Origin of the sequence: Methanocaldococcus bathoardescens (genome assembly GCF_000739065.1) — an archaeon.
GTDB lineage: Archaea > AGJL01 > Methanococci > Methanococcales > Methanocaldococcaceae > Methanocaldococcus > Methanocaldococcus bathoardescens.
In genome coordinates this window covers 1290165-1305467 of sequence record NZ_CP009149.1, presented here as the reverse complement: position 1 = coordinate 1305467, position 15303 = coordinate 1290165, and the positions used below count along the sequence as shown (strand labels likewise).

The 15303-nt window shown below is 31.2% G+C and carries 17 protein-coding genes and 1 tRNA gene; 8 read left to right on the top strand and 10 right to left on the bottom strand.

Annotation, left to right across the window (positions count from 1 at the left end; genetic code table 11):
- Positions 1-27 precede the first annotated feature (27 nt).
- The 6 genes from hisF to JH146_RS06790 all read right to left on the bottom strand — a co-directional run bounded on the left by hisF (position 28) and on the right by JH146_RS06790 (position 6109).
- A complete protein-coding gene (gene hisF / locus JH146_RS06815) occupies positions 28-846 on the bottom strand; it encodes an imidazole glycerol phosphate synthase subunit HisF (protein WP_048202270.1) in 819 nt (272 codons plus the stop codon).
- Between the two features lie 15 nt (positions 847-861).
- Positions 862-1659, bottom strand: coding sequence for a MinD/ParA family ATP-binding protein (locus tag JH146_RS06810; protein WP_048202269.1), 798 nt, complete (start codon positions 1657-1659; stop codon positions 862-864).
- 24 nt (positions 1660-1683) lie between these two features.
- Positions 1684-3789: a hypothetical protein gene (locus tag JH146_RS06805; RefSeq protein WP_048202268.1), complete on the bottom strand. Its 2106-nt coding sequence runs from the start codon at positions 3787-3789 to the stop codon at positions 1684-1686.
- A gap of 70 nt (positions 3790-3859) precedes the next feature.
- Positions 3860-4225: a dihydroneopterin aldolase gene (mptD, locus tag JH146_RS06800; RefSeq protein WP_048202267.1), complete on the bottom strand. Its 366-nt coding sequence runs from the start codon at positions 4223-4225 to the stop codon at positions 3860-3862.
- Between the two features lie 8 nt (positions 4226-4233).
- Positions 4234-5154 carry a quinolinate synthase gene (gene nadA / locus JH146_RS06795; RefSeq protein ID WP_048202266.1) on the bottom strand — a complete coding sequence of 307 codons (921 nt, stop codon included), beginning with the start codon at positions 5152-5154 and terminating at the stop codon, positions 4234-4236.
- A 52-nt stretch (positions 5155-5206) separates the two neighbouring features.
- Positions 5207-6109, bottom strand: coding sequence for a carbohydrate kinase family protein (locus tag JH146_RS06790; RefSeq protein WP_048202265.1), 903 nt, complete (start codon positions 6107-6109; stop codon positions 5207-5209).
- A 160-nt stretch (positions 6110-6269) separates the two neighbouring features.
- On the opposite strand from JH146_RS06790, the gene JH146_RS06785 reads away from it, so the two are divergent.
- From JH146_RS06785 to JH146_RS06775, 3 genes are all read left to right on the top strand, one after another.
- A complete protein-coding gene (locus JH146_RS06785; protein ID WP_048202264.1) occupies positions 6270-6656 on the top strand; it encodes a DUF2111 domain-containing protein in 387 nt (128 codons plus the stop codon).
- 180 nt (positions 6657-6836) lie between these two features.
- Entirely contained in the window at positions 6837-7289 is a 453-nt protein-coding gene (locus tag JH146_RS06780) for a methanogenesis marker 5 protein (RefSeq protein WP_048202263.1), read from the top strand.
- 115 nt (positions 7290-7404) lie between these two features.
- The gene (locus JH146_RS06775) at positions 7405-7611 is read left to right on the top strand and encodes a DUF6485 family protein (RefSeq protein ID WP_048202262.1); all 207 of its coding nucleotides are present in this window, start codon (positions 7405-7407) and stop codon (positions 7609-7611) included.
- Positions 7612-7642: 31 nt separating this feature from the next.
- On the opposite strand, the gene amrB is transcribed toward JH146_RS06775, so the two are convergent.
- Positions 7643-8506, bottom strand: coding sequence for an AmmeMemoRadiSam system protein B (gene amrB / locus JH146_RS06770; protein ID WP_048202261.1), 864 nt, complete (start codon positions 8504-8506; stop codon positions 7643-7645).
- 169 nt (positions 8507-8675) lie between these two features.
- Between amrB and JH146_RS06765 the strand changes: the two genes are divergently transcribed.
- Complete coding sequence (locus JH146_RS06765) at positions 8676-8990, top strand: hypothetical protein (protein WP_048202260.1); 315 nt, start codon at positions 8676-8678, stop codon at positions 8988-8990.
- Positions 8991-8998: 8 nt separating this feature from the next.
- The gene (locus JH146_RS06760; RefSeq protein WP_048202259.1) at positions 8999-9199 is read left to right on the top strand and encodes a hypothetical protein; all 201 of its coding nucleotides are present in this window, start codon (positions 8999-9001) and stop codon (positions 9197-9199) included.
- 99 nt (positions 9200-9298) lie between these two features.
- Here the strand turns inward: JH146_RS06760 and JH146_RS06755 are convergent, their stop codons facing one another.
- The gene (locus JH146_RS06755) at positions 9299-10120 is read right to left on the bottom strand and encodes a 2-amino-3,7-dideoxy-D-threo-hept-6-ulosonate synthase (protein WP_048202258.1); all 822 of its coding nucleotides are present in this window, start codon (positions 10118-10120) and stop codon (positions 9299-9301) included.
- Positions 10121-10224: 104 nt separating this feature from the next.
- Here JH146_RS06755 and JH146_RS06750 point away from each other — a divergent pair, with 104 nt between their 5' ends.
- A complete protein-coding gene (locus tag JH146_RS06750; protein WP_048202257.1) occupies positions 10225-11565 on the top strand; it encodes a phosphomannomutase/phosphoglucomutase in 1341 nt (446 codons plus the stop codon).
- A gap of 100 nt (positions 11566-11665) precedes the next feature.
- Positions 11666-11741, top strand: a tRNA-Met gene (locus JH146_RS06745).
- Positions 11742-11789: 48 nt separating this feature from the next.
- On the opposite strand, the gene JH146_RS06740 is transcribed toward JH146_RS06745, so the two are convergent.
- The gene (locus tag JH146_RS06740) at positions 11790-12605 is read right to left on the bottom strand and encodes an LAGLIDADG family homing endonuclease (RefSeq protein ID WP_048202256.1); all 816 of its coding nucleotides are present in this window, start codon (positions 12603-12605) and stop codon (positions 11790-11792) included.
- A 252-nt stretch (positions 12606-12857) separates the two neighbouring features.
- Positions 12858-13784 carry a selenocysteine-specific translation elongation factor gene (locus tag JH146_RS06735; protein WP_048202255.1) on the bottom strand — a complete coding sequence of 309 codons (927 nt, stop codon included), beginning with the start codon at positions 13782-13784 and terminating at the stop codon, positions 12858-12860.
- Positions 13785-13936: 152 nt separating this feature from the next.
- On the opposite strand from JH146_RS06735, the gene JH146_RS06730 reads away from it, so the two are divergent.
- A complete protein-coding gene (locus tag JH146_RS06730) occupies positions 13937-15241 on the top strand; it encodes an NCS2 family permease (protein ID WP_048202254.1) in 1305 nt (434 codons plus the stop codon).
- Positions 15242-15303: the final 62 nt, after the last annotated feature.

Below are 15303 nucleotides of genomic sequence, written 5' to 3'. Positions count from 1 at the left end.
TAAAAATTAAAGATAAAATAATGGGATTTATAACAATCTCATAGGTATTCCTCTATCAGCACAGTATTTCTTTATTTCCTCTATTGTATATTCTCTATAATGCAATATCCCTGCCATTAATGCGGCATCTGCTTTTCCTATAGTGAATGCTTCATAAACATGTTCTGGTTTTCCACAACCTCCACTCGCAATAACAGGGAGTTTAACACTTTTAGAAATCTCTTTTGTTAATACTAAATCATAGCCACTTTTTGTCCCATCTTTATCTATACTTGTCAATAAAATCTCTCCAGCTCCCAATTCTTCAGCTTTCTTAGCCCATTCTATTGCATCTATACCAGTTTCTTTCTTTCCTCCATATATATAAACTTCAAACCAGCAATAACCATCCTCTACCTTAACAACATTCTTATCTATCTTATCTATCTCATCCTCATTAACATAATGCCTCTTAGCATCAATAGCAACAACAACACATTGAGAGCCAAATATTTCACTTGCTTCTTTAATTAAATTAGGATTTTTTACTGCTGCAGTATTTATTGAAACTTTATCAGCTCCAGCCCTCAATATCTTTCTAAAATCTTCAATTGATTTAATTCCACCACCAACAGTTAATGGAATAAAAACTTTTTCAGCTGTTCTTTCCACAACATCAATAATTATATCTCTCTTTTCAGCTGAAGCAGTTATATCCAAAAATACAAGTTCATCAGCTCCTTCATTATCATAGTACTGGGCTAACTCAACGGGGTCTCCAGCATCTCTCAGATTTAAAAATTTTGTCCCTTTAACTACTCTCCCATCTTTAATATCCAAACATGGAATTATCCTCTTTGTTAACATCCCTATCACTTCATTTTATTCTAAATCTTTGAATTCTAATTCTTTTTCTAATTTTTCTTCTTCAGTTAGCTCTGATATAGCTTTTGCTAATTTCAAGGCTCTTAATGATGCCAAATCTTTCTCTAAATATACACTTGCAAGCTCATTGGTTAATTTAGTCATTTCCTTTGTGAATTTTGTTTTAATTTTTACTATTGGTGTACTCTCTACCCACTGCCTCTCTACATTTTGGTCATAAGGTAGAATTCCAATAACATCGTCTATTATCTCACTAATATCCGTAAGCCCCTTATATTTATTTATAATTATCCCCGTAAGCCCTATACCTAAATCTCTTATAAGCTCCATAGATTTTAGTGAGTTCACAATTGATGGAATACTATCTTCTCCAACTATAACAACTTTATTAACCAATTCAAACTCACCAACATATCCAACCAATGGATTATCTTCAGTAATGTTTGGTGGGAAATCATAAACTATAACATCATACTCTTCCTCCAACGTTTTGATTAAATCCTCAAATCTGTATAAATCAACTTTGTATCCAAAAACTCTTGAGGAAACATCAGTATGTATAATTGCCAAGTCATCGTATTGATATATTATATCTTCAATTGCAGAGTCTCCTGAAAGGTATGTATTTAGGTTGTGTTCTTTATCTTCAAGACCAAATAGCAAAGCAGTAGTTCCTCCATATATATCACAATCAATCAATATAGTTTTAGCTGAATGACTAAGTATGTAAGCAAAATTTGCAGCAATTGTTGTTTTTCCAGTCCCCCCTTGAATATTATAAAATCCTATTTTCATTATTATCACCAAAATATTATAGATTTAGTTTAAAGGGATTATTTTTGGTGGATTTACTATTACATATTTGCAGTGTTCTTTATCAAACTCTTCAAAAGTATAATTGCTCATATCAAAGTTCTTTTTAAATAAGGTGATTTTTATTCCATTATTGTCATTTATCCTTATAGCAGTTCCATTGTAGAAGATATTATTTTTAGTGTATTTATTAAGCCATTTGGCCAAATCTTTAAATGAAACTACTTCAGTTCCATTTTCTTTTAGTTTAATAATTAACTTTCTATCATAATCCCTAATATCTGCAATATAAATTCCAAAGTCCTCATCTTTTGGTGGAATATAGAGAGTATTAACAACATTTACTCCATAAATTTCTTTGAGTGGTGTTGGAATTCTGATAATTGGAATTCCATTATAAATTTCAAACCCTTTATGTCCAGGAATTACTACATAATCCACTTTACCGTCTAAATCCAATTTCCAATCTAAATCTTCATTATCATTTCCAAAAATTGCATCTACCAAGTTTTTATCTGAACTCTCCAAGAATAACCCATCACATCCTCGTGCCAATGCATAGGCATAATTTTTCACAAACCATCGGTTGAAATACTTATATTTATCCCACATTTCGCTGTCATCTTTCATTGAAACTGGTTCTCCTTCATAATACCATTTTGATGGCTCTTTAGCTTTTCCATCCCAATAAGGTTCTCCATAATCTAAGTGATAATAAATGTTTTCACTCTTAGCCCCTTCTTCCCAATAACCATAATCTTCTGTTCCTTTATAACTTATAACTTGAGGATAATAACCGCCAATAGGGTCATTTCTAAATGTTTCTGGTGCTTTATCAACATAAATTAGAGGATAATAGCTTAAAGCCAATATATCTTCTGATTCAATGCTTTCTAATTTTGATGGATTAAAGTAAAGATGGGTGTAATTTTGCCACCATTTTTTAAACCAATAATAATTGTATAAATCCTTAAGTTCATCTACATCAACATCAGATTTTTCAACAATATCAATACCCTCACTACCAGTTACTATGTAACTTACATTTATATCTAAAGCCTTCAAAGCCTTTATGTATTTTAATTTTTTGTTGATTATCTCATCATCCAACATATCCACTTTAATTTTTCTTCCTGCAACGTCTATAGCATAATCTCCATTCTCATCTGGGATTATTTTATTTACAGCAACTCCTGAAACGAGTATATGCTTATAATATGGCGGAACTTTATTTATATATGCAAAAACTCCACCATTTTTAGCTATATACTCTCCAATAATGTCAAGAGTTTCTTTATCATTCAAAGATGTTGGATACATGAAGAGTAGTTTATTTTCTTTAATTTCATAAACACCGTCTGCTACTTTTCTATAATTAATCTTATAAATTGGAACTTCTCTTACTTCTACGGGTGGGTTGAATATTAAAACTCCTTCATCATTTCTTGTAACATATTTTTTTGGATAGATTATGAAAATACCATTATTATCAACAAATACATAATCATAATAGTCAGGGATGTATTTTACTGGAAGATTGTAAGAGTATTTACAATAATATTCATCAGAACTTTCTTTTGGCGGGATATAATAAATTTCCCCTTCATCTCCTCTAATGATGTATTTTTTTGGATAAAGGATAAATGTAGCGTTTTCTATCAATACGTATCCATCATAATTTGGGACTTTTGAAGTATTTGGAACTTTAATTTTATATGGCTTTACAAACTCATACTCACTGTAATTCTCTTCTTTTGGCGGGTTGAATATTAAAGCCCCATCTTCTCTATAAACACTGTATTTTGGATATACAACAATAACTCCGTTTTTATTTACGTATGTATAATTCCCATAATCAGGAATTTTCGATGGCAAGTATTTCTTTATTCCTAAATAATATAAAATATTCTCATCAATTGAATCATTATCAAAACAGAACACAGTTAGAGAGTTATTTTTATCTAAAAATTCATTAAGCTTCTCAACATTTTCAACTTTTGATAATGGAACAAATTCTATTGGAATTGAACTCGTATATTTATATTCAATGTTTGAAGAATAAACATAACTGAACATGGTAAATATCAAAAATATAAAAACAAACTTTTTCATCCCATTCACCTAAACAATGTTATATATTTAATCATAGTTTCAAAAGTCTGTAATTAGTAAAATAAATTATTTATTCTTCGAACTTTTTCACATACATAAGAGGGTAGTCAATTTCTGGAATATATTCAAGTTTTAAATGGGCAATAGTTCTATTTACTTTAATTTTTAAATCAACATCTAACATCTTTCCATCAAGAGAAACATACTTTTCCCCAACATCCTTAATTCTTACTTTTATATCATAAACACATGGCTGATTTTTCATAGCCTCTTCTATAGCTCTCTCTAATGATTCTTTATTATCTTTACTTACCGGAGTGCCAACAAATTGATGAAATAAAGCTCCTAAGGTAATTCCCCCTTCAAACACTGCCCTCTCTCTGTCTGTTAGGTTTTTAAAATATTTTTTAAAGATTTCAGTTTCTTCTACTCTCATGTTATTCCCTATTTAATTTCTAACATTCTTTCAATGGCATTTCTGGCTTTTTCAATAATATCTTTATCTAATTTAACCTCATACTTTTCTTCTAATAAACATCTTTCTATCTTCTCTAAGGTTATTCTTTTCATCTCATGGCAAATAGCATCTTCTCTTAATGGAATGAGAGTTTTCTTTTTACCTATTTTTTCAAGCTCTAATTCTATTCTATCTATAATCCCTACTTCAGTACCAATTATAAACTCTTCATGGTCAGAATTTAACACTATTCTTATTATTCCACTTGTACTTGCTATATAATCAGCGTTATCTTGCAATTCTGGGCTACATTCTGGATGAATTAAAACTTTAGCATTTGGATATTTCTCTTTAGCTCTCTTTAAATCTTCCATGGTGAATTTTTTATGCACATAACAGCCTCCTCCTTCTGGGATAGGTATTATTTTTTTATCAGTCCTTTTCTGCACATAATAAGCCAAATTGTTATCTGGACCGAATAAAATTGTATCTGCCTCTAAGGAATTAACAACTTTATCTGCATTTGCTGATGTGCAAGTTATATCTGCCAATGCCTTTGTCTCTGCTGTTGTATTCACATAAACAACTAATGGGGCTTCTGGATATTTTTCTCTATATTTTTTTATAATCTCTGCAGATAATTGATGAGCCATTGGACATTGAGTTCCTTCAATTTCTGGCATTAAAACTTTCTTATCTGGATTTAAAATTTTAGCAGACTCTCCCATAAAATCTACTCCACAAAATACAATTATATCTGCATCTGTTTCCTTTGCTTTAATACAGAGTTCTAATGAATCTCCACGGAAATCAGCTATTTTCTGTATTTCCTTTAGTTGGTAGTTATGAGCTAAGATTATTGCATTTTTTTCTTCTTTTAATTTGTTTATTCTTTCTACTATATCCATAATATCCCTCATAATTTTATTATTGAAAGAGTTTTATATTTAGTTTTGGATTTTATATTTTGAATCCATGTTTTTCTAATCTCTCAACAACTTTATCCCATGTTGGTAAATTCGTTTGACATCCCTTTGCCTCAACAACAAATGAAGCGGTTGCAGCCCCAATTAAACCACATTTCTCCAAATCATATCCTTTAACATAAGCAGATAAAAATCCTGCTCTGTAGCTGTCTCCAGCTCCTGTTGGGTCTATAACTTCTTCCGCTTTAATACATGGAATCTCTATTTTTTTATCTTTGGTATATATTGTGCTACCTTTAGAACCTTTTGTTACTATAAGGACATCAACCCTCTCCAAATAATCATTAATTTCAAAATTCAATAACTTTGAAGCCCTTTCAAATTCATGCCTATTCATAAACAAAAAGTTTGTATGTTCAATAATCTCTAATAAATTTTCTTTTGAATATTGTGGTAAATCTTGCCCAGGGTCGAAAGATACCAAATTATTTCCATAAGCTTTTTTTGCACATTTTAAGTTAAACTCTGGGTCTCCTGTTGCTATATGGACAATTTCTGTATTGAAGTTTGGTGGATTTAACTCCTTATAGTGCTTAGCCGCTCCCCATAAGAAGAAAGTAATTTGGTTATTATCTTTATCTGTAAATATCCATGCTTTTGGTGTCTCTTCTTCTTCAGAATAGTAAAGTTTAGAAATATTTATTCCTAAATTCTTTAAATATCTTTCATATCCACTGTTTTTAAAATCATAACCAACACATGATAAAAGTTCAGAATCTACACCAAGTTTTTTTATTCCTACTGCTGTATTTGCCGCTGCTCCACCATAATATTTTCTTGCTGAAGGAATTTGAATTGAGGTATTTGGTTCTGGAAATTTTTCTACATTGAAAATATAATCAAGAGCCGTATGTCCTACACAGGTAATTTTTTCCATTTTTACCACCTAATTTTTAAGAATAACTTAATGATTGGATAAATTGAACGTTAGTATTAGAACAATAATCCTTTATAGTAGATTAGCAAAAATTGTTTATATAGAGTAACTTTAAAGTTAAAATTATTAAACTATTACTTAAAGATTTTTAGGTGGGAAAATGATAACCATATCTGAAAATTCTGAAGCAAAGGAATTAATACCTATTGCTCAAGCTGTCCATATATTGGTTAATAAACTTCCTGTGTCTATGAGAAGTAAAAATAAGCCAGGGATTAGATTAGAAAAAGGGGAAGTTGTAGATACAAACTATGAAGGTTATGTTCTAAGATTGGCTATTAAAGAAGGAAAAGTTATTAGAGCAACACCTATTGTAGGGCCTTATGCTGGACTCCCAGTTATTGTAGCCCCTATAAAAAACGGGGATAAAGTAGTAGGAGCTATCGGTGTAGTTGATATCACAGCAGGAATATTTGAAGATGTTTTAGCAATTGCAAGAAGGCCTGAATTATATAAGTTTCTACCTGAAGATGCATTTCCAAAATAAGTAAATATAAAACTATAAAAATCCCGTACCATAACGGTTTGCTCTTATGGTTGCAAATACGTCCTAATATTTAAAAAGAGCTGGACATTAATTGCCCCTAAAAGGGGCAACTTAATGGACGTGGGTATACCAATAGGGGTTCCCCCTATGGTTTCAAAATAAAAGTTTTAAGGTGATGAAATGAAAAAAATATTCATATATCCTCCAAATAGTTTAATATTAACAGATTTAGTTGAAAGATTTGGACATAAGCCATTAAATCTAAATATAGTTATGGGGAAATTAGTTAGAAACCCAGAAATAGACAGCCCTCCTATGAACATAACCGATGAAGAACCAAAGAAAGGTTTAAAATATGCTGCTGTAGAAGTTCCTTCTGGTGTTAGAGGAAGAATGGCATTAATTGGGCCATTAATTGAAGAGGCTGAAGCGGCAATAATAATGGAAGATGCCCCTATTGCCTTTGGATGCATTGGATGCCAGAGAACAAATGAATTAACACTCTATTTAGTAAGAAGAAAAAATATTCCAATATTGAGAGTGAAATATCCAACAAATGAAGAAGAGGCAGAAATTTTAGTTAATAAGATAGCTAATTTCTTAAAGAGCTTAGAGGAAAATCAGGAAAATTAAATAGGACTTTCGCAGGAATAATATTTTTTAAGGAACTGATACCTTTGGCATCTAAATGCCTTATGGAATATATAAACTGCGAAAGTCCTATTAAAAATAAAATTTTGGTGATAAGATGGAATGTCCTAACAAAGAAATTAATTTAGAAAGATGCAATTGCAGTTATCCTTCATGCTTTAAAAAGGGAATGTGCTGTGAATGTTTGCACTATCATTTAAAAAATAGACAGTTACCAGCTTGCTGTTTCCCACCTGATGTAGAAAAAACTTATGATAGAAGCTTTGAAACATTTGCAAAACTTGTTTTAGAAGGGAAGATTTAATTTATTTTTAAACTATTTTATTTTGATAATTCTACTCAACAATTGCTGATGCATAGCCAACAACAGCTGAATAATCTCCAGTCATATCTCCAGAAGTTGCATAAGCTAATAAATTAGCTTTTTCAGCTCCCAAAGTTTTCATTGCTTTTAGCATAGCTATTACAGGGCCATAACCACACATTGAGATGTTATAATTTACAACATCCTCGTATAGTTCTTTTTCATTCATCTCTAATATGTCCTTAATAACTATAGCATCCTTTTTTGATGCCACTTCTTGTGGCTCATAGTGAGTTAAATCTGAAGAGGCAATAATAACCACTCTTCTATTCAACTCTTTAGCAATTTTAGCTATGAAATATCCAACTTCCACAGCTGTTTCATAATCTTGGAACATCATACATATTGGAACTATCCTAAATTTAGCTATATTTAGTAACTCCAAATGCTTTAAAAATGGTAATTGCACTTCTATAGAATGTTCATTTAAATGAGCAGTTTCATCTAAATCAATAATCTCACATTTCCTCCAAAGCTCTTCAACAAATTCTTCATCACACTTTACATCTCCTAACGGTGTTCTCCAAATTCCATCCATTACACTAACTCCAGAACCTAATCCAGTGTGGTTAGGACCTAAAATAACAGCAGTTATTTCTTCAAAAGCATCAACTCTCTTTGATAATTCATAATAAGAGTGAGCTTGTATAGGTCCTGAATAAATATATCCTGCATGAGGGCAAAGCAAGCCAATAGGTTTTTCATAATTTCCATGAGTTGGCATTGACTTAGGGCCGTATTTGTGTAAATAGCACTGCTCAATTAATTCTATAAGTTCATCAGGATGTGAAGGATAAAACATCCCTGCAACTGCTGGATATCTAATTTTAGTCATAATTATCCCCCAATGATTTTGTTAAAACATTATAACTTAATATTTAAAATTGTCTTTTGTTGTTTATATAAGTATTTGTGCGTAATTATGACACTATAATTCACAGAATAGAAAAGTTTTTATATTTTTACGCATATGTGTATTATTAGAAAAAAATAAGGTGAAAAATATGCTTGGTTGGGGAAGAGGACTTGGTAGAAGATTTTGGAGACACTTCAAATTTCCTGTTGGAGTTGGAGGTAGATACAGATATGTAGGACCATGCAGATGTGGTCTCGGCCCTCACGCATTCTATGTTGATGAAAAAACTGGAGCTTTAGTCCATGCATGGGATATATATAGAGGATATGCTCCAGGATTTGTTGGAACAGATGAGAGAACATATTTAGAAGAGACTATAAAAGAGTTAGAAGAAGAGAAAAAGATGTTAGAAGAAGAATTAGCAAGAATTAAAAAAAGATTGGATGAATTAAAGAAAGATTAAGTGATACAATGGAAATGAAAAAATTTTTGTGCTCAAAGTGTCAAAAAGTTATTGAAGTCCCTTATGGCATTCCAAAACCTGACTTCTGTCCATACTGTGGAGTCCCAGCAACATTTATCCATAGAATTGATGCCGGTGGAAGAGGTTTAGGTCCTGGAAGAGGTAGGAAATGTGGAATGAGAATGATAGAAAAATTGGGAAGAGAGTAAATCTAAAAACTCTTCTTTTTTGTTTTATTTATCAAAATATTTAAATTATTTTTTCTAAAAAATAAATAAAAAAATAAAGAGAATAAAATATTAAGTCTTTTATTTCTTTCTAATCTCTTTTAATGCCTCTTCAACATCTGCGTTTTCATGGACTATCTTACAAACAGCTCTTGTTATGCCAACAACATCATCATGTTGGAATATATTTCTACCAACTGCTACTCCAGCAGCTCCAGCTTCCATAGCATCTTTAATCATTTGTAAAAATTCTTCATCTGTATTTGTTTTTGGTCCTCCAGCAACAACAATTGGTGCTGGGCAACCTCTAACAACCTCTCTAAATGAATCAATATCTCCTGTATAGCTTGTTTTAACTATATCAGCTCCTAACTCAGCTCCCAATCTTGCTGCATGAGCTACTAACTCAGGGTCTCTCTCATTTTGAATGTGTTTTCCTCTTGGATACATCATAGCAATTAATGGCATTCCCCAGTATTCACAAGTCTCAGCAATCATACCTAAATCTCTGTATGCCTCCCAATCTTCATCTGAACCAACATTTACATGGATTGAGACAGCATCAGCACCCATTCTAATAGCTTCTTCAACAGTTGTAACTATAACTTTCTTTAATGGATTTGGTGATATTGCTGTACCTCCTGATAAGTGAATAATTAATCCAACATCTTTGCCATATCCTCTGTGTCCATGTCTAACAATTCCTTTGTGTAAAAGGACAGCGTTAGCTCCTCCCTCAGCAACATCATTTACTGTTTTTTTCATATCTATAAGTCCCTTAATTGGACCGTTTGAAACCCCGTGGTCCATTGGAACTATTACGGTTTTTTCACTATCTCTGTCGAATATCCTCTCCAACCTTACAAGTTTTCCAAGATTTTTTATATCCTTAAATAACTCCATATTCTCACATTTACAAATTTATTGTTTTTATTGATACAAAAGTTAAACTTTTAATATAGAAATGTCAGATATCAATATTTAAAATTTATGTTTGTGGTGATTTTATGGTATTTAAAGCTTATGATATTAGAGGGGTTTATGATAAAGATTTGGATGAAAACTTTGCCTATTCCCTAGGAAAATGTATTGGTAAAAAATTTGAAAATAAAAAAATATTAGTTGGAAATGATGTAAGAATTGGTTCCAAAAAACTTCTACCATATTTTATTGTTGGTTTAAAGGAATATGCTGATGTATTTTATGCAGGAACTATCTCAACACCTCTAATGTATTTTGGAACTAAAGGGAAGTATGATTTAGGAGTTATATTGACAGCTTCTCATAACCCACCTGAATACACTGGCTTTAAGATGTGTGATAAAGAAGCTATCCCTCTATCACCAATAGAAGAAATAAAACCAATATTCAAAAAATATGATTTAACAGAAAGTGTAAAAGAAGAAATTAAAAATCTAAACTTAGATGATTTTAAGGTTGATATTGTAAATGATTATAAAAAGTTCTTTTTGAAGAGATGCGATATATCTGATAAAAAAATAGCTGTTGATTTTGCCAATGGAGCTACAACAATAGCTGAGAAAGAGATTTTAAGTGAGTTGTTTGATAATGCTATCTTTATAAATGATTATCCTGACGGCTCTTTCCCTGCTCATCAGCCAGATACATTAAAGATGGAATGCTTAAAAGATATAATAAAGGCAGTTAAAGAAAATAACTGTGATTTAGGTTTAATTTTTGATGGAGATGGAGATAGATTAGGGATTGTTGATGAAAATGGAAATGTTTTGAGAGGAGATATATTAACAGCTATAATGGCAGAAAAAATTTTAAAAGAAAAGCCAAAAGCTAAGATAGTTTATGATTTAAGATGTTCTAAAATAGTTCCAGAAATTATTGAAAAATTTGGAGGAATACCAATAAAAAGTAGAGTTGGGCACTATTTCATTAAAAAATTAATGCATGAAATAGATGCTGAATTTGCTGGAGAGCTAAGTAATCATTTTTACTTTAAAGAAATTGGTTATTTTGAGAGTCCATTGTTAGCTTTAAACTATATTTTAAAAGCTATGGATGAAGAAAACAAAACATTGTCTGAGCTAAATAAGGAATTCAATAAATATCCTCACAGTGGGGAGATAAACTTCAGAGTCAAAGACCAAAAATACATCATGGAAAAAATAAAGGAGCATTTTAAAGATTGTAAGCTTGAAGAGTTGGATGGAATATCTATTTATTGTAAAAACTTCTGGTTTAATTTAAGACCTTCTAACACTGAACCATTGTTAAGGTTAAATTTAGAAGCAGGTGCTGAAGAAATCATGTTAGAAAAAGTAAATGAGATTAAAAACTTGATTGAAAAACTCGATAAATCCTTAGAACTCTAATCTTTAAATTTTTATGGTTGTGTCTTTAGCATACACTAAACCAAAATCTTTATATATTGGTTTGTAGTTATAGTAGTTTTGCCTGTTTTAGATTGAGAGAAGCGGGGTAGGGTAGCCAGGTCCATCCCGCCGGGCTCATAACCCGGAGATCGGAGGTTCAAATCCTCCCCCCGCTACTATTTCTATATTTTAATATATTATATTTATATATTTAAATGTAAGAATTAATGTTTATCCATAGATTCCAAGAATTTTTGGAGTTTTTCTCGTTTTCTTTTTATAGAGAAACTGACTTTTATAGCAAAGTTCTTAACAGATTCTTTTCTATGGATTGACAATCTATAAAAATCGTCTTTATAATGGTAAATTTCACCTCTAATATTTGATTCAGTTCCTTTTTTCTTTGCTATGTGGATTGTTGAATGTATATCTAACTTTTTTAACAGCTCTTTTGAAAATTCCAAAAGTTCTAAATTATAATTTTCTAATGCTATTTTATTTGAAGTAATGTATCCCTCACTATCAAAAAATCCTCTTAAAAAATCTTCAGGATATTTTTCAGCTATTTTAAAAAGCTCTTCCTTATTTTGATTTAAAAACTTATACAAACTTTTACTACTTGCTTCAACATGCCATCTATTACTTCTTGTTTTCTCCTCCACATAGATAATTGTTGGATTTAATCCGATTTTTATTAAACTGTTTTTAACGACTTCTGCAAAGTCCTTATCAACAACTTTAATTCTAAAATAGTAAGTTCCTGTCTTTTTTCTATAATAAATGTTGGCATCTCCAAAATAGACACCAATTATATAAGAAATCTCAGGAGATAGAGATAAATCCAAAAATTTTATTTTATTGAAAGGGCTGTTTGTATTTTTACACCATCTAATAATCGTAGATTTAGAAATTTTAATATCTCTCTCAACTTCAATCTTTTTAGATATTTGAGAATAGCTAAAATTTTGCTTCCTTAGTAATCTAACATAATCTATAAGTTCCAATATCTCTTTTTGAGAAAGTTCTTTAAGATTAACCATGTTATCAACAAAATAGGAAATATTAAGATTTAAAAAAGTGTTCCCCCTATATCCTACCCTCTCTCATCCTTGGCTCCGCCATGTCGAGAGCGTGGGCCGTAGGGGGAAATTAAAAATTTTAAATTTTTCATATAAATACTTTATTCTATAGTGTTTTTCAAAACTTTTTGAAATAACTAAGGTATAGATGAACGCCTTCCTTTGGAAGGCGTTCAAACCTTCCTTAATAAATTTTGTTAATTTTGAAAAACACTATAATTTTCCAACACCCAATATTCTAATTTTTGCACTACCATCAACTAAACATAACTTATCTCCAACATCATAAGCTATTTCCTTTTGTAAAGAAAGCTTTATTTTGTTGTTATTTACTTCTTCAACATTGCAAGAAACACTTTGCAAACCAACAATTATTTGGTAATTTTCTCCTTCTTTTACTGTTTTTTGCATGAATGGATTCCAATTAATATCCACCTCAATTTCCTTAGCAACTTTTAACTCACCATTTGATAATATCATTCCTCTATCCAACTCATCTGTAGTTATTCCTTTTAAAGCTAAACCTACTCTATTCCCAGCTTTCGCCTCTTTAAAATCATTATCGTGGATTTGAATACTTCTAACCATCACTGTTTTGTCTGTTGGATAAGCCCTTAGGTTATCATGAACTTTTACTGTCCCAGTTTCAACTTTTCCTAATATGACTGTTCCAACACTCCTAACTGTAAAGTAGTGGTCTATTGGAATTTTAACAACTCCATCATAATCTCTATCCACATTTAAATTAACCATCTTTTCTCTAATGTTTATAAAATCTTTCTCTAAGATTTCAAAATCTTTCATTGATGTTTGAGATATTATATTTTTCAACATGTCTAAATCAACATAATCTCCAACAACAAAAGCTCCTCTATTTATTCCAAACATATCCAATGCTAAAAGTGTCTCCCCTAACTCTCCTGTAATCTCATCAATAAAAACTAAAGCGTAATCCATCATGTTTATTGCATAGATTAGGGGGTTTATCCTATCTGGATATCTTGTGGGCTCAACATAGCAAATAGCTTTATCCCCTTGCTTGTAATTGTATAATGTTATATCTGTTGATGTCCCTTTTTTCCCTAACTCTTTTCCAACACCTTCAACATGCCCAAATAATCCTACTGTTAAACCTTCCATTTAATCACCATAATTAATGTTTTTAGTATCCCAATTATCTTCTCTAAAGAATTAACTATTTTAAGAGCTAACTATAACTTTCTATTCTATATTAAAGATTTATAAAACATTGACTACAGATAAACTATTATAGCAAATGTTAGGTGGTGATAATGAAATTTATTGAAAGATACTTTGAATTTGAAAAATATGGGACTAATCTAAAAGTAGAGACTCTTGCAGGAATAACAACATTTATGACAATGGCATATATAATCTTTGTTAATCCACAAATTTTAAGCACTGCTGGGATGGATTTTGGGGCAGTTATGGTCGCTACATGTATAGCATCAGCAATAGCCACATTAACCATGGGTTTATATGCAAGATACCCATTTGCCTTAGCTCCAGGGATGGGGCTTAACGCTTACTTCACTTACGGTGTTTGTTTGGGAATGGGTATTGATTGGAGAGTTGCGTTAGGTGCTGTTTTTATCTCTGGAGTGTTGTTTATAATCTTAACATTAACAAAAATAAGGACATGGATTTTTAATGTTATACCAAATGCTATAAAATATGGAACTGCTGTTGGTATTGGTTTATTTATTGCATTTATTGGGTTGAAGAGTGCAGGTATTATAGTTGATAGTGAAGCTACGTTAGTTACATTAGGGAATTTAATGGAACCATCCACACTGTTGGCATTGTTTGGAATATTTTTAACATCAATCTTAGTCAGTAGAAATGTAATTGGGGCTATTTTAATTGGGATTATAGTAACTTCACTTATAGGAATGATTTTAGGAATTTCACCATTCCCAGAAGGAATATTTTCAATGCCTCCTTCAATTGCACCAACATTCTTGCAGTTAGATATAATGGGGGCTTTAAACTTAGGACTTTTAACAATTGTCTTAGCATTCTTCTTTGTTGATATGTTTGATACCTTAGGGACTTTAAGTGCATTATCTTCACAAGCTGGATATTTAGATAAAGATGGAAAACTGCCAAGAGTTGAAAAGGCATTAATGGCAGATGCTACTGGAACTGTTGTTGGCTCTCTATTGGGAACCTCAACAGTAACAACCTATATAGAATCTGCAAGTGGTATTGCACTTGGAGGAAGAACAGGTTTTGTTTCAGTAGTTGTAGCAGTGCTGTTTTTACTATCTTTATTCTTCTACCCAGTAGTTAAGGCAATTCCACCTTATGCTACAGCAGCAGCTCTTGTTATTGTAGGAGCTTTAATGATGAAATCTATAAAGAATATTAATTTTGATGATTATACAGAGGCGATTCCTGCATTTATAACAATATTAACAATTCCTTTAACATTCAGTATAGCTACAGGGCTTGCTTTAGGATTTATTACTTATCCAATCTTGAAGGTATTTACTGGAAGATGGAAAGAGGTTCACTGGCTTGTATATGTCTTAGCTATAATATTTGCACTGAGATTTGTGTATCTTGCAGGGTAAAGTATTTAAATAACTCTTAATCATATTTATTTTTTTAATATTATCAATTTATGAGTTGAGAG